This is a genomic window from Algoriphagus sp. (genome assembly GCF_039969895.1).
Lineage (GTDB): Bacteria > Bacteroidota > Bacteroidia > Cytophagales > Cyclobacteriaceae > Algoriphagus.
Genome location: NZ_JBDVMZ010000026.1, coordinates 307915 through 327818, shown reverse-complemented (window position 1 = coordinate 327818; position 19904 = coordinate 307915). Strand labels below are relative to the sequence as shown.

General features: G+C 42.2%; 17 protein-coding genes. 4 read left to right on the top strand and 13 right to left on the bottom strand.

Annotation, left to right across the window (positions count from 1 at the left end; genetic code table 11):
- Window positions 1-2 precede the first annotated feature (2 nt).
- Entirely contained in the window at window positions 3-2108 is a 2106-nt protein-coding gene (locus ABJH64_RS19665; RefSeq protein WP_348275642.1) for a M28 family peptidase, read from the top strand.
- Between the two features lie 167 nt (window positions 2109-2275).
- On the top strand, window positions 2276-2575 hold the full coding sequence (locus tag ABJH64_RS19660; RefSeq protein ID WP_348275643.1) for a DUF3784 domain-containing protein: 300 nt from the start codon (window positions 2276-2278) through the stop codon (window positions 2573-2575).
- A 65-nt stretch (window positions 2576-2640) separates the two neighbouring features.
- Here ABJH64_RS19660 and ABJH64_RS19655 read toward each other — a convergent pair whose 3' ends face one another.
- Window positions 2641-3552 carry a WYL domain-containing protein gene (locus tag ABJH64_RS19655; RefSeq protein WP_348275644.1) on the bottom strand — a complete coding sequence of 304 codons (912 nt, stop codon included), beginning with the start codon at window positions 3550-3552 and terminating at the stop codon, window positions 2641-2643.
- Between the two features lie 130 nt (window positions 3553-3682).
- Between ABJH64_RS19655 and ABJH64_RS19650 the strand changes: the two genes are divergently transcribed.
- Window positions 3683-5275 (top strand): hypothetical protein, encoded by a 1593-nt coding sequence (locus ABJH64_RS19650; protein ID WP_348275645.1) that lies wholly within the window; start codon window positions 3683-3685, stop codon window positions 5273-5275.
- Window positions 5276-5317: 42 nt separating this feature from the next.
- Here ABJH64_RS19650 and ABJH64_RS19645 read toward each other — a convergent pair whose 3' ends face one another.
- The 4 genes from ABJH64_RS19645 to ABJH64_RS19630 all read right to left on the bottom strand — a co-directional run bounded on the left by ABJH64_RS19645 (window position 5318) and on the right by ABJH64_RS19630 (window position 7988).
- Window positions 5318-6193: a DUF5777 family beta-barrel protein gene (locus ABJH64_RS19645; RefSeq protein WP_348275646.1), complete on the bottom strand. Its 876-nt coding sequence runs from the start codon at window positions 6191-6193 to the stop codon at window positions 5318-5320.
- Window positions 6193-6735, bottom strand: a complete 543-nt coding sequence (locus ABJH64_RS19640; RefSeq protein ID WP_348275647.1) for a YceI family protein — start codon at window positions 6733-6735, stop codon at window positions 6193-6195. Before ABJH64_RS19640 ends, ABJH64_RS19645 begins: the two co-directional genes overlap by 1 nt.
- Window positions 6732-7238 (bottom strand): Rieske (2Fe-2S) protein, encoded by a 507-nt coding sequence (locus ABJH64_RS19635; protein WP_348275648.1) that lies wholly within the window; start codon window positions 7236-7238, stop codon window positions 6732-6734. The genes ABJH64_RS19640 and ABJH64_RS19635 overlap by 4 nt, the downstream gene beginning before the upstream one ends.
- 198 nt (window positions 7239-7436) lie before the next feature.
- Window positions 7437-7988 carry a hypothetical protein gene (locus ABJH64_RS19630; RefSeq protein ID WP_348275649.1) on the bottom strand — a complete coding sequence of 184 codons (552 nt, stop codon included), beginning with the start codon at window positions 7986-7988 and terminating at the stop codon, window positions 7437-7439.
- Between the two features lie 300 nt (window positions 7989-8288).
- Here ABJH64_RS19630 and smc point away from each other — a divergent pair, with 300 nt between their 5' ends.
- Complete coding sequence (gene smc, locus ABJH64_RS19625; RefSeq protein WP_348275650.1) at window positions 8289-11828, top strand: chromosome segregation protein SMC; 3540 nt, start codon at window positions 8289-8291, stop codon at window positions 11826-11828.
- Between the two features lie 142 nt (window positions 11829-11970).
- Here smc and ABJH64_RS19620 read toward each other — a convergent pair whose 3' ends face one another.
- From ABJH64_RS19620 to ABJH64_RS19585, 8 genes are all read right to left on the bottom strand, one after another.
- Window positions 11971-12222 carry a hypothetical protein gene (locus tag ABJH64_RS19620; RefSeq protein ID WP_348275651.1) on the bottom strand — a complete coding sequence of 84 codons (252 nt, stop codon included), beginning with the start codon at window positions 12220-12222 and terminating at the stop codon, window positions 11971-11973.
- Between the two features lie 188 nt (window positions 12223-12410).
- The gene (locus tag ABJH64_RS19615) at window positions 12411-12686 is read right to left on the bottom strand and encodes a hypothetical protein (RefSeq protein ID WP_348275652.1); all 276 of its coding nucleotides are present in this window, start codon (window positions 12684-12686) and stop codon (window positions 12411-12413) included.
- 74 nt (window positions 12687-12760) lie between these two features.
- Window positions 12761-13105 (bottom strand): hypothetical protein, encoded by a 345-nt coding sequence (locus tag ABJH64_RS19610; protein WP_348275653.1) that lies wholly within the window; start codon window positions 13103-13105, stop codon window positions 12761-12763.
- Window positions 13106-13470: 365 nt separating this feature from the next.
- Window positions 13471-13920, bottom strand: a complete 450-nt coding sequence (locus ABJH64_RS19605) for a GNAT family N-acetyltransferase (protein ID WP_348275654.1) — start codon at window positions 13918-13920, stop codon at window positions 13471-13473.
- Between the two features lie 77 nt (window positions 13921-13997).
- Window positions 13998-14636, bottom strand: a complete 639-nt coding sequence (gene pdeM, locus ABJH64_RS19600) for a ligase-associated DNA damage response endonuclease PdeM (protein WP_348275655.1) — start codon at window positions 14634-14636, stop codon at window positions 13998-14000.
- A gap of 17 nt (window positions 14637-14653) precedes the next feature.
- Window positions 14654-17086 (bottom strand): ligase-associated DNA damage response DEXH box helicase, encoded by a 2433-nt coding sequence (locus ABJH64_RS19595; RefSeq protein WP_348275656.1) that lies wholly within the window; start codon window positions 17084-17086, stop codon window positions 14654-14656.
- The gene (locus tag ABJH64_RS19590) at window positions 17083-18675 is read right to left on the bottom strand and encodes an ATP-dependent DNA ligase (RefSeq protein WP_348275657.1); all 1593 of its coding nucleotides are present in this window, start codon (window positions 18673-18675) and stop codon (window positions 17083-17085) included. The genes ABJH64_RS19595 and ABJH64_RS19590 overlap by 4 nt, the downstream gene beginning before the upstream one ends.
- Window position 18676: 1 nt before the next feature.
- Window positions 18677-19669, bottom strand: a complete 993-nt coding sequence (locus ABJH64_RS19585) for a ligase-associated DNA damage response exonuclease (RefSeq protein ID WP_348275658.1) — start codon at window positions 19667-19669, stop codon at window positions 18677-18679.
- Window positions 19670-19904: the final 235 nt, after the last annotated feature.

The window sequence follows — 19904 nt, the reverse complement described above, 5'->3', positions numbered from 1 at the left end:
TCATGTCCATAACCAAACCTTTTTTAGGGATCGCATTCGCTTTTGGCATAAGCCTAGCTACCCAAGCCCAACAGGTCACAGGCTTTTTTCCGCAGGATAAAAGTAAAGAAGCAAACCTGGAGCAAGAATACCTCAAGGCTGTTCAATTCGACCAGTTCAAAGTGCATTTGAAAGAACTGACCAAAGCTCCGCACATCGCTGGTACGCCTGAAAATGAAGCCGTGGCAGCCTATATGACTAAGGTGATGAAAGATGCGGGTATGGAAGTGACATCCTACCCTTATGATGTTTATTTGCCAAATGATCCAGGCGAGTCACTTTTGGAGATTATCACACCTGAAAAGATTCTTCTTTCTCAGCAAGAAGGACCTATTGAGGGTGATCCTTTTTCTACAGACCCGAGACTTCACAAGGGCTTCAATGCCTATTCTGGTTCTGGAGACGTCACCGCGGAGGTAGTTTATGTGAATTATGGCGTGAAGGCTGACTTTGAAAAACTCGCCGAAATGGGCGTTGATTTGAAAGGAAAAGTAGTGATTGCACGGTATGGCGGAAACTTCAGAGGCTTCAAAGCCAAATTTGCTGAGCAATATGGCGCAGCAGCATTGATCATCTATACCGATCCCAAAGACTCAGGTTTTGGAAAAGGCGATGTGTATCCAGACGGACCTTTCTATAATGAAACGACGATTCAGCGTGGTTCTTTGCTGACGCTGGACTATACAGGAGATCCTTTGACGCCATTTGAGCCTGCGCTTCCATTGGATGGTGATAAAAAAATAAAACGCCTGGACCCAAAAGACGTGGCATTTCACACCATTCCAGTTTCGCCGATTGGCTATGGTGCAGCTAAGGAGATTTTGAGCAGAATGAAAGGCTCATCCGTTCCAGAAGGATGGCAGGGAGGCTTGCCTTTTGACTATAGAATTACCGGCGGATCGGACCTAAAAGTACGCGTAAAAGTAGAGCAGCCGGTGGATTTTATCCGGGCAAATAATATTGTGGGCAAGTTTGTGGGATCTGAATATCCAGACGAATGGATCATTCTAGGCAGTCACTATGATGCATGGAGTTTCGGAGCTACTGACCCTAATTCAGGCACAGCCATGATGCTGACTTTGGCCGAAGCTATAGGCGAATTGGTGAAAAACGGCGACCGACCTAAGCGTTCCATTCTAATTGGTCACTGGGATGCTGAAGAGCAGGGGGTGATCGGTTCTACGGAATGGGTGGAGCAATTCACGGATGAACTTGGCGCAAAAGGGGTAATTTATATGAATTTCGATGGAGCGGTTTCGGGTAGAAACTTTGGTATTTCAGCAGCTCCTACTTTGAAAAATCTGATTATTCAAGCTTCCAAAGAAGTAGCCTTCCCAGATTCTTCGAAGACGGTTTTTGAAGTTTGGGCAGGAAATAAAAAAGAACCATCAATCGGAAACTTAGGTGGTGGATCAGATCATATTGCTTTCTACATGTATGCGGGCGTGCCAAGTATGAGCGGCGGATCAGGCGGTACTTCTGCCTATCATTCTAACTATGACAACTTCCATTATTACAGCAAATTCGTTGACCCAACTTTCAAAATGGGTGGAACGGTCGCATCTGTGATTGGTGTGCTCACCCTTCGCTTAGCCAATGCTACGATTATCCCTTACGATGTGCCGAGATATGCACAGGACTTGAGGCTGCACTTTGATAATGCAGTGAAATCTGTAAAAGAATTGGATTCTTCCTTTACTTCTTTTGACGAAGTCGATGCAGCTATCGCAAAGCTAAAAGCCAGCTCTGCAGCTTACGAAACTGCGATGAATGCAAAGCTTGCCTCTGGAAAATTAGCTGACAAGCATATCTCCACGCTGAACAAGCAATTGATTTCCTTAGAGAAAAGCTGGCTAGATCCCAAAGGAATGTATTTCGGTGGCTGGTATAAATCGCTTTATGTAGCTAATGATCCATTCTCTGGCTATGCTTCATGGATCCTTCCGGGTATCAAGTATGAAGTGGAAACGAAAGCTACTGATCGCCTGGAAGAGTGGGATTCTCGCTACGCAAAAGCTATTCTGGATTTGAGTAAAAAAGTGGATAAGATGACAAAGTCTCTGAAATAAGATGCTAGACGTTAGACATTAGACTTGAGAAAACGGGCTTAAATTAATTTCTAGGCCCGTTTCTTTTGTTTAGTTAGTAAGGTTTCAGCGTAAACTAAGCTTCTTTTTTCAGTCTAAGTTCAGATTAGTATCTTGACAGAAAATTATCTCCTTAATTATCAAAAATCATGGAAACTATCTTCATTGGACTGCTTTATATCGGACTTGGGATATTGGCCAAATTTTACCCAAACCTAATTGCGGGTTATAGTAGCTTACCGCAAAGAGAGAAGGGAAATGCTGAAAGAAACGGTTTGCCCACTTTTGTGATGACCGTATTGATAGTTATGGGAGTTCTGGCTATTTCAGGATATTATATTTCCATTTTACTAGCAAATCCGCCTTTGAGTACCGGTATTTTCGTTGGAGTGACCTTACTCGGTGCGGTAGTTATTATTGTTTTTGGAAATAGATTTACCAGTAATTAGAAGGTCGTCATGAATTTGTAGTTCTCTCGGTTTATGCTTCTGCACATCTTTCAGATTACCCTGATCTAAAGAGCCATCTTATTGAGCTGCTCCGCCAAATAAACCTTCATCTCCTCTCCTTCTTCCACTTTGATCTCACCTGGCAAACCTAAGATGAATCTGGCAAGTCCTGGAAGCTGAGGAATCTCTCCTTCGAAACAATACTGATTCCTATTTTTGATCGTCATAAAAGGTCGTGCATTGGGATGCTCTTCCATCATCAGTTGGTAGGCTTTTTTACTTAATTTCAATTTGACCTTAAATTTGTTTTTACCTGTGAAACCAAAAAGTTGTGTGCCTGGAAGCTGATGCTTAGCTTCATATTTCCATGCTTCCTGACTTAGAATTACCTCCCCAATTCGTTCGATTTTAAATACCTTCATACTTTTACTAGCCGGTTCAAAGGCGTGGATAGCTTCATAATTGGCTGAGAAAGCGACAGGCTCCACCAAGCGATCACTGGTCGTATCCGAACTCAGGGAATAATATTCTTTCAGCCAAACCTGCTTCTTCTGCTGAATTCCTAGGCCTATTTCATCCACTAATCTACTCATATTCGCTTTGAACAGCTGCTCCGTTCCCTGCTTCACTTCCGAGCGAACAGCTAGTTTCTTTAAGATCGAATCATGAAGCAAATTCCCTTTGCCCTGGCTTTCGATCAGACTTCTGAGCCACTGATTTTCCTCCTGCGAAAAAGTGCTGAAGTTCAGTGTCTGGTCGTTCCCTGGTCTCTGCTGGATCTTATATTTGCTGAATTCTTTGATCACCTCAAAGCCCAGAGCGTCCAATAGCTTGAAATACCGGTAAATAGTCCGCTCGTCTGTTTCCAACAATTCAGCAAGTCGATGAACTGCCTTCCCGATTGGGCTTTGCAGCAAATTAATCAGTTTAAAAACCCGTAATATTTTCTGTTGCTCGATCTTTCCAGCTTGGCTCATGGTGCTTCTAATTTTGGTAAGTTAAAAGTAAACAATCGCGGTAAGCTATCGCTACAATTGACGTGTATTGTCGCAAATCAATCTGGTGTTTTTTCTGAAGAAGAATAAAAAACCATCTACTTTTAGTGCAATGAATCATCTCAATCCTCAACCTTTTTTATCCAAAGCCCAATTCACGGCATTTGCAGGAGGTATTCTTTTCCTGGTCTTGTACTGGTCCTTCGGCTATGATGGGATCACTTTCAGTGATGACGTATATTATTTGCTCGCTGGGAAAAATTTCTGGGAAGGATCGATGGAAGTGAATGATTACCATTTTTCATCTCGCTGGGGTGCTTATGTCCCCTCTGGCTTGATTGGGCATTTGCTGGGTTTTGAGCCGCATAGAATTTCCCTGATTTCCCTGCTGAGTTATGGTTTGAGTCTTCTTTTCTTGATGAAAATCCTGCCCAAATCTGCCCCAGCTTGGATGTTGACAGTTTGGTTTTGCACTCAGGTTTATTTTCTTCATTTTCTGACAAAAGTTTATCCTGATAGCTCGCTCGTTCTATGGACTTGTTTGGTTCCTGTGGCTGCTACATTCAGAAAAAGTAGCCCAATACTTTCTGCGTTTATCTTAGTATTGAGCTTATTTGTGGGCTTTTTGACAAAAGAAACAATCGTTCTACTCGCACCCTTTCCCATCCTATTATTTTATTTTGACTGGAAAAGAAAAGACCTCAAGCCTTCTTTTTATCTGTCTTTAGTGGCAACGGCAATTGTACTCTCTGCGCTCTATCTTAGCTATTTCTGGGTAAAATTCGGCGATCCACTCCACCGGATTACCTCTATCAATGCCGGACATTACATCTCTGAATACACTTATGCAGACAAGGGTTTGTGGTCCATCCTTAGACGGCTCACTATACTCCCCGTCATCACCTTGGTAGAGCGTTCGTACTGGGCATGGATTGTATTTGCCATCCCGGGAATTGCGCTTGGGCTAAAGTCAAAAAGATCTCCAGCTTATGAGTTTGCGCTAGCGATTCTTTGCTTGATTATAGGCTTCTGGTTTATGACTTCCACACTTGAATTCTACAATCCCATTTACCTCAATCCGAGGCACCTGATTATATTGGTTCCTATACTCAGTATGTTGATAGCGCTGGGTACCAAAGAATGGATCAATTCCAAGAATTGGAAAAATTATTTGACACTACTTTTACTGGTTGGAGTCGGAGTCAGTTTGACCCAACTCGATCTAAAAATGGCGGGATTTAATCTCGCACTCGTGCTGGGTATTCAACTTGCTAATCTGAAATCATTCCCACTCTATTTGAGTCTAACACTCACTGCACCTGCCATACTCGCCATACCCTATCAGCAAAATCTCAAACAATTTGACAACCTAATAAGCAACTTAGAAAAAATCACACAAAGCACTGATTTTAAAATACCTATATACACACATAGCTTTCTGACTTTCAGCAAGGAAATTCTAATCCCCGATGATTCCATCGCCCAGAGCTCACTCTTTTCTCTCTATCAATTTCCAGAAAATCCACCAGAATTTCCTCAGCGATTGAAGGTGTTGATTTATGATTACTACTTACATGCCTATCCAGAAGAGCAAGAGGACTTAGACGATATTTCTTCATGGCTACACTACAACTATGTACTGCAGGATAGTTGCCGACAAGGTAACATCACCGTAAAAACGTATGAAAGAATATCAACAAAGTAAAAAGTCACGCATATGTAGGTACTGTGATTAACTGTGAAGCTACTATTCCTTATTTCTTTTCTTTTTCCCTGTTGCAAAAATACGATTCACATTAAATCCCAATCGGAACTCATCTCCAATGGTGCCATTTCCTCCAGCCAAAAGATATTGTTCATTCAAGGCCTGCGAGGTGACGAAGTACATCTGAAAAACATGTCCTCCTGCTTCCACGTCCCATCCGATTCCAAAATTATTTCGCAAATCTGTGTTTAGGTTAGGGATGAATTGAAGCGTAAGAGAAGATCTATCGGTCACTTTGTATTTGCCTGAAAAGCCAAGTGCGAGGTAGAAATTTTCAGTTCCTTCTATTTGATATACTGGTCGCGGGTCTGTAAAATATGCCATCATTGGCGTCACCTGTACAGCGATTTTAGGAGAAAACTTCCGAGCTAACATAACTTGACCAAAATAACTCATTCGCTCACCGAAATTCGGTGCAGATTCTGGAAGAAAATCATAGCTAGAAGTATTCACGCCTCCTCCGCCTGCCACACTGAGTGAAAAAGGCAAGTTTCCATTCTGAGTTTGCTGAAAGATATGGTAGCGCCCAAATACATTATAAACTTTGTCTCTACTACTTCGGGAAGCCGCCAGAGACAGTTTTTCGCTAAGTGCAAATTCGAAGCTGAATTGAATATTAGCACCATTATCTAATCCAAAAAGATTTTCTATCCCACCGTCCAAGGTGCCAAAGGTGTGCATAATGGCGAAATGCATGGATTTTTTACTCAAGGGTTCTACCGTAAGGAGATTGATATGCCTGGGCGCGTGAAAAATCAATTCTACAGGCTGATTTTCATTTTCTAGCTTTCGCTCCAGTTGAGCAAAAAGTGTCATAGGAAACATGCCAATAAATAAAAGAAGTAGCAGTCTTGTCATTAGTTTTTGGGTTGGAGAGTGGCCTTGATAGTTACAACTTGCTTTTCTGCAAGCTCATAGAACACTAGAGAGGGAACGGGAATGTCGTAATCTGAAAGAAGAATATCGAAGGTTGCGACTAGCTCTAATTCACCAGTGGATTTTTTGCTCAGCGTACCTTCTATTTCCACAGGTCGCTCCACTCCATGAATTTTAAAAACTCCCACAGCCTGTACATTATTCTTTACCCCCGCAGTGAAAGAGGGAATTGCATTCATTTTTCCGGTGAACTCAGCAAAGGGATACTTTTTGGTTTCTAGGTAATTATCCCGCATGTGCTTATCTCGCAGCCCTATTCCTGTCTCTAAGGTGTTGAGATCAATATAGAAATCAAGCACATTCTCAGTCAGATCAATTAAACCATGAAGCTTGTCAGACACTCCATTAAATTCACTCAATGGGGCTTTGGAAAGAAAATTTACATTTCCTGAGCCGGTCTGAAAAGTCTGTGCAGAACAGAAGATGCTTTGAAAAATGAAGAAAAGGACTAACCATTTCATCATTTCGTCACCGTTAGCGTGTTGCCGTTCAATGCGGTAGCATAGGATCTTAACGCTTGGGTGGCTGGTCCTTTGAGTACAGTCCCGGTCGTGTCAAATTCAGAACCATGACAAGTGCACGTGAATTTACTATCTGAGAATGTCCAGTTCCTGTCACAGCCTGAGTGAGTACATACTGAGGTCATCGCAAAATATCCTCCGCCTACATTGACCACCAAGGTTTGCGCATTGATGATCAATAACCAGCCTCCAGCAGTGGCTAGTCGCGCCTGTGCAGCCAAATCTATCCGGATAATATTACCGGAAACAGAAACACCATTTGTGCCGGTTGGTGCTGAAGCAGGTGGTGGCGTGGTAGTAGTACCTGGAGCCGTATCTTCAGATTCAGAACAAGCCGTGAAAAATGCCAAACCGAAAGTCGACATGACTGCGGTGATACCAGCTCGTTCTACAAATTCCCTACGGGATTGGGTGAGCTTACCTGTTTTTGAATTGATCTGATCCATGGTCTCATTTTTTTAGAAATACGAGAGTAGAACCAAGATTGGATCTGCTTGTTTAAATCAAGAACCAAATAATGAGCATTTTGAAGAGTGAAGTTCTTCCATGTCAGTGAATTCATGTAAGAATACACGGAAAGGACTCCTCTTTTCCTTTTAGATCAAAATTGACAAAAGTCCTAAAGTGAAAAGTTAGAGAATAGGTTAGAAGTGCTTTCTATCCAAAATCTCCTTCAGGATAATCGCATCTTTAATAGATTTAGGGTCTTTGAGCAGGCGTTCATATCGATTTTTTATGGAATTGGACGACTCTACTTCTATCTTTTTAAAAGAAGGGATTTCAGGAATTCCTTTAGAAGTTTTGGTCAGTGCCGATTCTGTTTTCTCAAAAGCTCCCTGATAATATTCAATCTCATCATCAGCTTCCTCCCACTTTTTGGTAGGAAAACGCTTCACTGCTGGGGCGGGATCTGGGCGCCATTCGGGTCTAACCACCGGTTCTGCCGCACGTTTGTATTCCACTGGTTTAGGGAGATCTACGGGTGTAGGCTGTCTTGTGGTTACAGGCTCGGCTTGCTTAGGTTTCTGGGCATCTCGGATTTCTCGCATCAGATCTTCAAAAGAAACTGGCTTCTGCTGCTGTTCATCCGACATTTCAGGTTGATTATCAGCCTGATTTTTCTTTTTGCCACGCGTAGCCTGATAGATAAAATAGGCCAAGACTGCTACGATATAAACTATATTTCCTAAATCCACGGAGGTAAGTTAATTGATTTCATTAAGTAAAACAGATTTTTTTAACCACAGAGGGTACACAGGACATATGGAGAACGCAAATCGAATCTATATCAGTTAGCCCATTAAATAAGTGATGATAGCCGTTCGTGAGAGATGAACGTAGTATTAATTTTGGTGATAATTGAATTTTGAACTTGACTATTGTTCATTTTTCAGTGGGGTCTAAAAACCGATTACTGAGAGCTATTAAGCCCAATTCCTTGTACAATCTCCTAAATGATCTTATTTTGTTTCTCTATTTAATACAAATACAAAAGGATGCTGCTCAGTAAGCTGGAGATCAAGGGGTTTAAGAGTTTTGGTGATAAAATGGTGATCAACTTTGACAAAGGAATCACCGGGGTGGTTGGGCCAAATGGCTGTGGCAAATCCAATGTAGTCGATGCGATACGCTGGGTGCTGGGTGAGCAAAAAACTCGTTTGCTCCGCTCAGACAAGATGGAGAACGTGATTTTCAACGGAACCAAAAACCGTAAACCTTCCAATCTAGCTGAAGTCTCCCTCACCTTTGAAAACACCAAAAACCTACTCCCTACCGAATACACCTACGTCACCATCACCCGTCGCTACTACCGATCAGGTGACAGCGAATACCTGATCAATGACGTCAGCTGTCGCTTGAAGGATATCACTAATCTCTTCATGGATACCGGCATCAATTCGAATAGCTATGCGATTATCGAGTTGAAAATGATCGATGAACTCCTCAACGACAAGAATAACTCCAGGCGTGAACTTTTCGAAGAGGCTGCTGGCATCTCCAAATTCAAAAACAGAAAGAAAGAGACGCTGCGCAAACTTCAGGACACCGACGACGATTTGGCTCGCGTGGAAGATGTGCTTTATGAAATAGAGAAAAATCTGAAAAGCCTTGAAAAGCAGGCCAAACAAGCTTCAAACTATTTCGAAATCAAAAAGGATTATCGTGTGGCGAGTATCAATCTGGCCAAGAAAAGCATAGAGAAATATACTCGGTCACTGATCGATGCCAATCAAAAGATTCAGGAGGAAGGCGACAAAAAACTGCTGCTTCAAACACAGGTTGCTGACAAAGAAGCGCTCCTGAGTCAATCTAAGGCGGATTTGATCCAAAAAGAAAAGCTCCTCGCAAGCCGTCAAAAAGCACTTAACGAGCATGTTAACAAGATTCGGACGTTTGAATCAGAGAAAAAAATCAAGAATGAACGGCTAAGGTTTCTCGAAGACCGATCTCAAAAACTGCGCGAACAAATTGATGCTGACCGCAAGTCAAACGATCGTGCTGGATTCAGTATTCGATCGTTGGAACAAGAAAAAGAATCCGCTGAAAAGATGCTTGCAGAGAAAGAAGTGATTGTTGCCGAACTGCGAGAGGCTTACGAAAGTCAGAAACTAATTCAAGCGGAAAAACAACTTGCTCAAAAGACTATCAACCAAAACTTCGAGACGCTTAAAGAGAAAGTCTATCAGCTAAGCAAAGACATTGAGATCAAACAGATCCAACTTTCCACACTTAAGCAAGAGCTTGAGCGAACGTCTAGTGACGATTCTTCTCAAGAGGCCAACTTGATGGATTTTGAAGAGAAACTGGTCACCATCAAATCGGAACTTGACGAGTCCACCAAAGGCTATCAGGAGCTGAAAGGAAAGCAGGAAGATCTCGATCAAAAGATCGAAGAAACCAACCGGGTGATAGAGATGATTCGTGAAGAACTCACGACTTCCTCCCGAAAGCTGGATTCCAAAACCAACGAATACAATCTCACCAAATCTCTGGTGGAGAATCTGGAAGGTTTTCCTGAGGCGATCAAATTTCTGAAGAAAAACTCCAGTTGGGGCAAGGATATCCCCCTCCTCTCTGACCTCCTGACTACCTCGGAGAAGTATCGAGTGACTATAGAAAATTACCTGGACAGCTACATGAATTACTATGTAGTCGATACAGAATCTCAGGCGATAGCAGCCATACAATTGCTGAGCGATTCGGCTAGAGGAAAAGCTAATTTCTTTGTCCTAGAGCATTTTGAGCGGTTCAAACCCAGTCAAAACAAGCTTTTTGCGAACGCCACCGCAGCTACGGAAATTATTGAGTTTGATGTGAAATATTCTCGCCTGATCAACTTTATCCTGGATAATGTCTATTTGGTGCAAGGAGAGCACCGGGATTTTCCGCAGGATAATGACGCGATTTTTATCTCAGAAAGTGGAAAATTCACCAAACGGAAATTCAGTATTTCAGGTGGATCCGTAGGTCTTTTCGAAGGAAAAAGAATAGGCCGAGCAAAAAATCTAGAGAAGCTGGACAAGGAGATCAAAGAACTCAATAAAAAAGTCAGCAGCACCAGAAACAACCTGGACAACAAACTTTCGGAACTGATGAAGCTGAAGGAAATCAGCTACAAAAAGACACTGGAAGAATGGCAAAATAAGATCAATGCCATCAATCAAGACTTCGTTTCTGTGCGCACCAAAAAGGAGCAACTGGCTGAGCTTCTCAGCTCCAATGCTAATAAGCGTGAAGATATTTTGGAAAGAATTGCTTCTATAGAAGAAAGTTTGACTGAGATTCAGCCACAGCTTTTTGACGAAAGAGCGGAATTCGAAGCCATGCACGACGAACTGGAAGAGCTGAATAAATCTCATGAAAAGGAGTCTGCCCTGCTGACAGAGAAATCCCAGGCTTTCAACTCAGAGAATATACTTTACCATCAGCATTTGAACCGGGTCACTAGTCTGGAGCAAGAGATAGAATTTAAGCAAACTGCCTACGAAGGTTCCAAAGAGCGCATAGGAAAGTCACAAACTGAGCTTTCCCAACTCGATACCGAAGTGCGATCACTTTTGGACAACAATGAAGTCAAAGACGATGAACTGATTGAACTCTACTCGGAGAAAGAAGGCATAGAAAAAGGCGTGCAGGAAGCCGAGAAGGATTATTACGCCTCAAGAGCGCAGATCGACGATACCGATCAACAGATTCGTAGCATTCAAAAAGCCAAGGAAAGTTACGATCAGCTGATTCACGAACTTGAAAATGCAGTGAATGAGATCAAGCTGAAAATGACTGGCATGAAAGAAAGACTCAGTGTGGAATTTGAGCTGGATCTGGATGAACTGATGGCCGAAAATCCTGAGATAGATGAGGAGTTCCGCGAGTTTGCGGAGGATAAACTTCGGGAGTTGGTTACCAAGCAGAAAGATAAACTGGACAAAATTGGGCCTATCAACCCGATGGCGATGGAAGCCTATGATGAAATTAAGGTGCGTTACGATTTCATCACTTCCCAAAAATTCGATTTAGTCAAAGCAAAGGAATCTTTGCTCAGCACGATTAAAGAAATAGATCAGGTTGCAAAGGATACCTTTTTGGATGCCTTTGACAAAATCAAAGAGAATTTCGTGAAAGTATTTCGCTCCTTGTTCACCGAGCAGGACGACTGCGATCTGTCATTGGTTGATCCCAACAATCCGCTGGAATCCGCAATCGAGATCATGGCCAAGCCCAAAGGCAAGCGACCGCTGACAATCAATCAGCTTTCTGGTGGGGAAAAAACCCTGACGGCTACTTCCCTACTCTTTTCCATCTACCTGTTGAAGCCTGCGCCCTTTTGTATTTTTGACGAAGTCGATGCTCCTCTTGACGATGCGAACATCGATAAATTCAACCAGATCATACAGCAGTTCAGTGGTGAATCCCAGTTCATCATCGTCACGCACAACAAACGCACAATGGCTAGCACTGACATTATTTATGGCATTACTATGATTGAGGCCGGGGTTTCCAGGGTAGTTCCGGTTGATTTGAGGGAGTTGGTTTAGAAAAACCGATTTAGGCTTTGGCCCATTTTAAAAATGGCATTTTATTCCAATTGGCTTTAGCCAAATAATTTTTGATCAAATAACAGGTAAGTCAAAAAAAGCCCAACCATTTTTTTTACCACAGTATTGAAGTAGATGAAGTTTAGTCCTTTCTTCTTCTTTCCTGTCTTTCTCTCATTACTCTGATAATTCTCTTTCTAAAAATCAAAAAGACGATTATAATAACTGCAGGAATTACGATGAAAATCACCACGTTGCTGGTCTCAGAAAAGTCAATAGGACCAGTGGGTTTGGGGATGCCTTTTGGAATTTGGGAAAAGGATACGAAAGGAATTAAAAAAAGTGCAACTAGAACACCAGAAGCTTTTGCTATGTAGTTGTTGAAATTGTTCATGGTAATTGGGGTTTTTGAAAATTAAATTTTGATCTCTTGTTTTGAAATTATTGATTTTCGAGCAAGCGGATCTAGAAAGCAGACTGAAATCTCAACTCTCACCTAGATCTTAGCTTTTCATCGACCAAATCTTTAATAAAAAAATCCCCGCTTCCGCGAGGACTTTAATTGATTTTGAAGAAGAGATATTATTGCTCGTCTTCCAGAGCTTTGATATTATTATCGGTGTAGTACTTGTCCCGATGTGCTTGGAATTCCTCTTCCAGTGCGGTGACAAGTTCTAGGTTACTATTTACATTTGACCACATTTCTGGGAGTTTCTTTTCCAGAAGGCTTACTCCCAAGTTGATGTTGTCGGCCTCTATCTTGGATATTTTCTTCAGCACAGAAGTTTGACTGTTTCTCAAATCTTCAAATTCGTTGAGGATTTTATCCATCAATTCTACTTTTTCTAATTTATCCATGGTTCACTTATTTTGGTTTATTAGTTGTGCTACTTATTTTAATATACATCATTTTCTTTTCTTAGCTTTTAACCTTACTGTGGGGATTGAAGTGAAAGTTGGTTATTCATTGAGGATTCCTCAACTTTTGAGCTAGGAAAGTTCTGATTCAAATCCATCGCGTACGCCAGTCGTTTACATTCCCTTGCGCATGATTTACAAGCATCTACGCAATGCTGAAGCATATTTCCGATCCCATGTCCTACGGACTGACAGGCATCCAAACTGTCGTAGCAGGCATCTATGCAAAGCTTGCAAAGTTCTATGCAGCGTTCTCGTCCAGGAAGTTGAGCTTGTGTAGTAATGATGAGTTCACAATCCTTGATGCATTGCTGTAGTGTCTCTATAAAATGGGAGTTTTCTTGAGTTGGAGTTTTCATATTTCTTGGGTTAAAGTCATACAAAAACATCCAAATGATTAGCCAATTCAATCCAATGCAGCACCACGCACAGTAGAGGCAGGTTTGTAAAATCCTGATCTTTATTTCGAGCCTAGGCTAGGAAAAAAGTTTCTCAAATTGTAGCGCCGAAACTCAACTTAGGTAAATGATTATCTGCAATCGTGCCAGTTACCTTATTTTCTTTGCTTGCTAGGTTTAAAAGCCGAAAATAGAGGATGGAATTAGCCTAACTGCGAGTGGTTACCATTCATTAATTTGATTTTATCCTTGACCCGTGTATTAGCGGATATACCTATGAAAACACATTTAAAACTGCTTTCAATCGAATACAAATCGAATTTCACTTAACCTTTTAAAAGCATTTCCACATGCTCAATTCCGTCTTCGTCGTAAGTCTCTCCATCCACCACAAACCCTAAGGAAGAATAAAAACCTAATGCATAAGTCTGTGCTCCAATACGGATATTCCCATCGCCGTAAATTTCCTTACAGGCCTCAATCGAAAGTTCCATCACTTTTTTCCCAAAGCCTTTTCCGCGCATAGCGTCAGAGGAAATCACCCGACCAATCGACACTTCCTTATACGATAATCCTGCAGGAACTAAGCGACTGTATCCCGCGAGCTTCCCCCCATCGTAAAGAAGAAGATGATGACATTTCTGATCCTTATCATCCTGATCCAAAAAAACACAGTTCTGCTCCACCACAAAAACCTCACTTCTAAGTTTTAGAAGCTCATAAAGCTCATTTACTGTGAGTTCATCAAATGCTTTAACGGTATAGCTGGGAGTCATTGATTAGCTTATTTTTGGGGATATGGATGAACCTTAAAGGTAATTTAAAGTGGTTAATCTTCATCAGAAAGTCATTGTTACAAAGAAACAACTTCATCCTGGAACACTGCAAATATCTTTGCAGTAGCTGTTTTCTTGAGAATATGAAGTCCTGTCAACTTGCCAAAAGCTGGAAGAATCAGACACTGCTTATCTAGGTAAAAACAGGCTAACCTAAAGCTTTGGCGGCCTTTGCTTTTGATCACTACGCCTGGATGAATGTGCCCTGAGATATTCAGACGCTCAGTTTGAACGGAAGTCTCTGGTTCATGTGTCAGTAGCAGATAATCACCCACTTCAAACTCATCGACAACTTCTATTCTGGTATTTTTCATCACTTCTGGAGAAAGAATGTCGTGATTTCCCTTCGTCAAAATAAAGCGAATAGGGTGAAGATACTCCAAAAATAATCTCAACTCCTCCCATTCCTTATTCAAAGAGCTATGGAATAAATCACCTAAAAAAACCACAGTTAAGGGTGCTAACTTATCAATCAACTGCGCTACGATTTTCAGATCTGCTGATGAATGGGGCACCGGAATCATGATTCCTGCTTTTTGGAAGTGGGAAGCTTTTCCCAGGTGCAGATCCGCTACCACCAGCAATCTATGAGCTGGCAAAAAAGCGACTTTCTCAGGTAATAATTGAATTAATTCCTCTTTGTAATAAAAATCCATAGTTCATTCTGGAGCTACTAATTCTCCAGTCTGTCTTTAAGTTTGCTTAGGCGGCTTTGCCAATCCTCATTGCTATACTTCTCACGGAATGACTCCGCGAAAATAGGAAAAGAAAAGGGAGTAAGCTTATCTGGAAAAGTCAAATTGATGGCATGGGTACTGATCCGAACGAAAGCTGCATACATCCGAGCGGCTTCCAACTGAAAATCCATGACCTCGTCATAAGCCTGGCGAAGTAGTAGATTGCTTGGATCATAATCTTCAAATACTGAAAAGAAAAGTGAAGAATTTGCTTGCAGATGTTTGGTCTTCATCGGTTTGCCAGGATATCCTTGAAAAACTAACCCCGCAATACTGGCTATATCTCTGAATCTTCGACGTGCCATTTCTGTGGTGTTAATCCCCAAACGAATATCCTCCATTAAGTTTTCGGTGAAAAACAACCCTAATTCCAGCGCTTCTTCCACAGGAATAGGTGCGTCCGACAGCAACTCAAATCCATATTCATTAGTAGCGATACTGAAAGTGGCAGGTTTTATTTTGCTTAGTCGGTAGGCAATAACCGCTGCCATTCCTTCATGCACAAATTTCCCCTCAAAAGGATAGACAAATAGGTGATAGCCATATTTGGTCTGAATACTTTCCATCAAGAGCGTGCCCTCTTCGGGTAGTGCAGAGAGTTCTTTTTGCTTGAGGAAAAGTGGCTCGAGAAAATGTAATTCCGGATTCTTTTGCGTGATGGTCTGATGCACCGTATCCATGGAATGACGAAGTGCTACACCCAAATCTGCCGAAAGTGGCAGCCTGCCTCCCATCCAGGATGGAATTGCACCTTTTTTTCCAGAGCTAGGTCTCACCAATGCTTGCATTTCCCGCACTTTGATGAGTTCTAGATTTCTACCGGAAAACCAAAAAGTATCACCAGGTTTCAATCTTGAAATAAACCATTCTTCAATTGTCCCCAGAAATTTTCCACTCATAAATTTAACCTGCATCATCGCATCGCTGACAATAGTGCCTATGTTCAGCAGGTGCCTATGAGCAATACGACGAGAAGTAACCTTAAAGACTCCTTCTTCGGCTACCACCTTATGAAATTCGTCGTAGGCTCCCAACGACCTACCGCCCTTGGTAATCATCAAGATGCATTCATTGAATTCATCCGCTGTTATAGACGCAAAACAATGGGTGGATTTAACTTCTCTATAGATTTCCTCCGCTTTGAATCCTTCAGAAATAGCCAAAGTAACGAGGTATTGAATGAGCACATCGAAGGATCGAATGTAAGGAATCCGCTTTTCCATCATGCCTTCTTTTACCGCATACTTTAGCGATGCTCCCTCCATGATTTCCAGTGAATGTGTAGGTAAAAAATACACCTTACTCAATGCGCCAGGCTGATGCCCGCTTCTTCCTGCACGCTGTAAAAATCGTGCAATTCCCTTGGGAGAACCTATCTGAATAACCGCATCTACTGGTCTGAAATCCACTCCCAAATCCAAACTACTCGTGCAGATCACCGCCTTCAAACTTCCCTCGTGCAAGGCTGCTTCTACCCAAACCCGGATTTCATTGCTCAGCGACCCGTGATGCAATGCAATCGCACCAGCCCAATCTGGTCTGAGTTCGAGCAATTGTCTGTACCAAATCTCAGCCTGGGAGCGGGTGTTGGTGAAAAGCAGGGTTGATTGACTCTGCTCGATAATGGGAATAACTGAATCTGCCATATGTACACCCAAGTGGCCAGCCCAGGGAAAGCGTTCGATCAATTCAGGCAATAGCGTCTCGATCTGTATCTTCTTCTTGATGGCTGATTTGATCAAAACTCCTGAATTGTGCGTTCCCAATAAGATTTCCTGAGCTTCTTCCAGGTTACCGATGGTAGCTGAAATTCCCCAAATTTTCAATTTAGAATTCAGCGCTTTTAGTCGGCTCAAAGCCAATTCTATCAACACGCCACGCTTGCTTCCCATCAGTTCATGCCATTCATCTACTATGACAAATTCCAAACCTGAGAAGTAATCGGTGTATCCTTTACTAGCTAATAAAATATGTACACTTTCCGGCGTGGTGACGAGGGCTTGAGGAGGTTTCTTTTTTTGCTGCTGACGAATCTTGGTCGAAGTATCGCCTGTTCTCAATCCAATCTCATAATCCAAAGCCAGATCATCGCTAACCAGATTGGTCGCTTGGTGAATCTCACTGGACAAGGCTCTCAGGGGAGTGATCCAGAGGCAATGCAGCTTTTGCTGATTCTTCCCTTTTTTGACCTTCCGCTGAATGTAATAATGGTGAAGTACGCCAAACCAAATCGCCATAGTTTTGCCATAGCCAGTAGGTGCGTTTAAAAGTCCTGAATGCCCTTTGGCCATGGCAGACCAGGTTTTTTTCTGGAAAGGATGCGCCGTCCAACCCTCATTTGAAAACCAAGCTTCCGCAAAACTATTCATGGATTGACCGCTTCAAGTAACTGCAATAAATCATTTTTGGTGTTGGCATCTTTAGCAGTTTTATCTTTTCTCCATCTCAAAATCCTAGGAAATCTCAATGCCACACCTGACTTATGTCTAGGACTGGCGTTGATCCCTTCAAAGGCAATTTCAAAAACATACTCAGGAGTTACGCTACGCACAGGGCCGAATTTTTCAATAGTATTTCTCTTGATCCAATTATCTAAGACATTGATCTCTTTATCGTTCAATCCCGAATACGCTTTGGCAAATGGAACCAACACATCCCCATCCCAAACCGCGAAGGTGTAATCGGTGAAAAGGTTTGCTCTGCGTCCATGTCCGCTTTGGGCATAGAGTAAGACGCCATCGACAGTCATTGGTTCTGTTTTCCACTTCCACCAATTCCCACGTTTTCTTCCTGTCTCGTAAACGCTAGTTTTTCTTTTGAGCATCAACCCCTCGCAGTGATAATCTCGGGCATTTTTTCGAAAATCAGCAACTTCTTCCCAGGTATTGAAATCCATGGCTTCGGAGAGCAATATGTTCTCCTCCTTGTGATTTTCAATCAATTGTTTCAATATTGATCTCCTTTCAGTCAAAGGTTTTTGTCTCAAATCCTCTCCTCTATATTCCAAAATATCAAAACAAACCATGACCAAAGGCGCTTCTTTGAGGAATTTGGCAGATAGATTCTTTCTGCCTATTCTGGTTTGCATGACTTGAAAAGGCATGGGATTACCCTCTTTCCAAGGAATGACTTCGCCGTCCAGCACAGTTCCGTTGGGGAGAGAAGTTTGTAAAGAAGTAAACTCGGGAAACTTATCCGTGAGCAGTTCCTCACCTCTACTCCAAACAAAAAGCTCCTCATTTCTGACAATGATCTGCCCACGAATTCCATCCAGTTTTTTCTCAATATACCAGTCCGAGATATCACCAAGAGTCTCTGGGTCAATGTCCAGCGGATACGCTAAAAAGAAAGGATAAGGCAGGTAATTTTTGTCCAAGTGAGCTTCTCCTGCAAACATAGATTTCATGGTTTCCATGTAGGGATCCCATTTTCCCATCAGCTGATGTGCGATAGAAGTTTGCTCTTGGTCTAGGTATTTTGCCAGGGCTTTGATCACAAGCTGTTTGGACACACCCATTCTGAAATTCCCCGTGATCAACTTATTGAATACAAATCGCTCCTGCTTATCCGTGCTCATCCAATAATCTATGAGTTTAGCTTTTTTCACTTCCTCCGGAAAAGTGGCTAATTCAGATAAAAATTCTAAGGTTTCTCGCAGGGATGTTTGATGTTTTCTTTCAGGAGGAGGAAGCATCAAAGCAATGGCTTCAGCCAAATCTCCTACTATATGATAAGATTCTTCAAAAAGCCAGATAGGAAGATCTGCTAATTCTGCCGCCCATTCCCTGAGCTCAGAGGTTTTGACTGGACGCTTGGGTTTATTGCCGATCAAAATGGAAACCGCAAATATCTTATCCTCCTCCTCAGCATGGGAAAAATAATCTACCATAGCCTGCACCTTCAGATTGGTCTTGGACGTCTGATCTATGGCAGTAAATAATGCGGTGAAAGCTTTCATCTTAGTCTAAATCTCCGGTGGTAGGTTCGAATTGAGTTTTGATTTCTACCGCATTTAGGTGATATCGTTCACTTAGCCATTTGGCGTAGGTGGTTTGATAGCCATGCGTCACATAGACATTTTCTGCTCCCGTAGCAAGGACAGCTTCATTGAGTTGCGGCCAGTCGCAGTGATCTGACAGCACAAATCCCCGGTCAACCCCTGATCGTCTTCTCGTACCTCTGAGCTGCATCCAACCGCTGCAAAGTGCAGTGCGTGAAGGGGAGAATTTTCGAATCCAGGGAGTGGATTGGGCTGATGCAGGAGTGACTATTATCGCTCCTTTGATCCCTTTTCTATCCATTTCTGAATTGACCCAAGTTCCGGCAAAATCATATCCATTTTCATTGAAAGCCTTGTTAACATTAGCTACTGCGCCGTGAAGGTAGATATCTCCTATTTCCTGATCCAAGTGATGAATAATGGATTGGGATTTACCCAAAGCATAGGCAAAAATGATAGAATTAAAGCCATCAGCGGCGTTTTGCTTCCACCATTGATTGATACTGAGATAGACTTCCTCGGCAGGTGGAAACGTATAAATAGGTAATCCAAAGGTTGATTCTGTGATAAAATGATGGCATCTCACAGGCTCAAAAGGAACACTTAATCCATCCGGCATCAGCTTATAATCCCCAGAAACTACCCAAACTTCTCCTTGATATTCCAGCCGAACCTGTGCCGAACCTATAATATGACCCGCAGGATGCAAGCTGATTTTCACACCATTAATGGAAACTTCCTGTCCGTAAGGCAAGCTTTGAACATTAATGTCTGCCCCTAGTCTGAGTCTTAAAATTGCTTGGGTTTCCTCATGGCAAAGGTATTTTTTCATCCCCGATCTAGCATGATCGCTGTGCCCATGTGTGATGATGGCAGATTTTACGGGTTTCCACGGATCGATGTAAACATCAGCCTGGGGACAGTAAATACCTTTGTCAGTAAATTTTAGCATGGAAAAATTTTGAGTTGGAGATTTGATGACATGACTAAATACAACTTTTGTACCGATGCGAATGTTCGAATTTTTGAAAAAGCGAAACTGAAGTATGGACAAGAGAGGATGGATTCCGAAAAAAAGTCATCCTAGTGTATTGCTCCTTGACACTGCCGATAGCCAGATTTTTTTCTTCGGTAAGTTCATTCTGTCCAGAAACTTATATTTTGTAGCCTCTTAGTCAGAAAAGACA

What these genes read in the sequence shown, in the direction of transcription:
- ABJH64_RS19665 (WP_348275642.1), top strand. Translation starts at nt 3, where the DNA reads ATGTCCATAACCAAACCTTTTTTAGGGATCGCATTCGCTTTTGGCATA.
- ABJH64_RS19660 (WP_348275643.1), top strand. Translation starts at nt 2,276, where the DNA reads ATGGAAACTATCTTCATTGGACTGCTTTATATCGGACTTGGGATATTG.
- ABJH64_RS19655 (WP_348275644.1), bottom strand. Translation starts at nt 3,552, where the DNA reads ATGAGCCAAGCTGGAAAGATCGAGCAACAGAAAATATTACGGGTTTTT.
- ABJH64_RS19650 (WP_348275645.1), top strand. Translation starts at nt 3,683, where the DNA reads ATGAATCATCTCAATCCTCAACCTTTTTTATCCAAAGCCCAATTCACG.
- ABJH64_RS19645 (WP_348275646.1), bottom strand. Translation starts at nt 6,193, where the DNA reads ATGACAAGACTGCTACTTCTTTTATTTATTGGCATGTTTCCTATGACA.
- ABJH64_RS19640 (WP_348275647.1), bottom strand. Translation starts at nt 6,735, where the DNA reads ATGATGAAATGGTTAGTCCTTTTCTTCATTTTTCAAAGCATCTTCTGT.
- ABJH64_RS19635 (WP_348275648.1), bottom strand. Translation starts at nt 7,238, where the DNA reads ATGGATCAGATCAATTCAAAAACAGGTAAGCTCACCCAATCCCGTAGG.
- smc (WP_348275650.1), top strand. Translation starts at nt 8,289, where the DNA reads ATGCTGCTCAGTAAGCTGGAGATCAAGGGGTTTAAGAGTTTTGGTGAT.
- ABJH64_RS19620 (WP_348275651.1), bottom strand. Translation starts at nt 12,222, where the DNA reads ATGAACAATTTCAACAACTACATAGCAAAAGCTTCTGGTGTTCTAGTT.
- ABJH64_RS19615 (WP_348275652.1), bottom strand. Translation starts at nt 12,686, where the DNA reads ATGGATAAATTAGAAAAAGTAGAATTGATGGATAAAATCCTCAACGAA.
- ABJH64_RS19610 (WP_348275653.1), bottom strand. Translation starts at nt 13,105, where the DNA reads ATGAAAACTCCAACTCAAGAAAACTCCCATTTTATAGAGACACTACAG.
- ABJH64_RS19605 (WP_348275654.1), bottom strand. Translation starts at nt 13,920, where the DNA reads ATGACTCCCAGCTATACCGTTAAAGCATTTGATGAACTCACAGTAAAT.
- pdeM (WP_348275655.1), bottom strand. Translation starts at nt 14,636, where the DNA reads ATGGATTTTTATTACAAAGAGGAATTAATTCAATTATTACCTGAGAAA.
- ABJH64_RS19595 (WP_348275656.1), bottom strand. Translation starts at nt 17,086, where the DNA reads ATGAATAGTTTTGCGGAAGCTTGGTTTTCAAATGAGGGTTGGACGGCG.
- ABJH64_RS19590 (WP_348275657.1), bottom strand. Translation starts at nt 18,675, where the DNA reads ATGAAAGCTTTCACCGCATTATTTACTGCCATAGATCAGACGTCCAAG.
- ABJH64_RS19585 (WP_348275658.1), bottom strand. Translation starts at nt 19,669, where the DNA reads ATGCTAAAATTTACTGACAAAGGTATTTACTGTCCCCAGGCTGATGTT.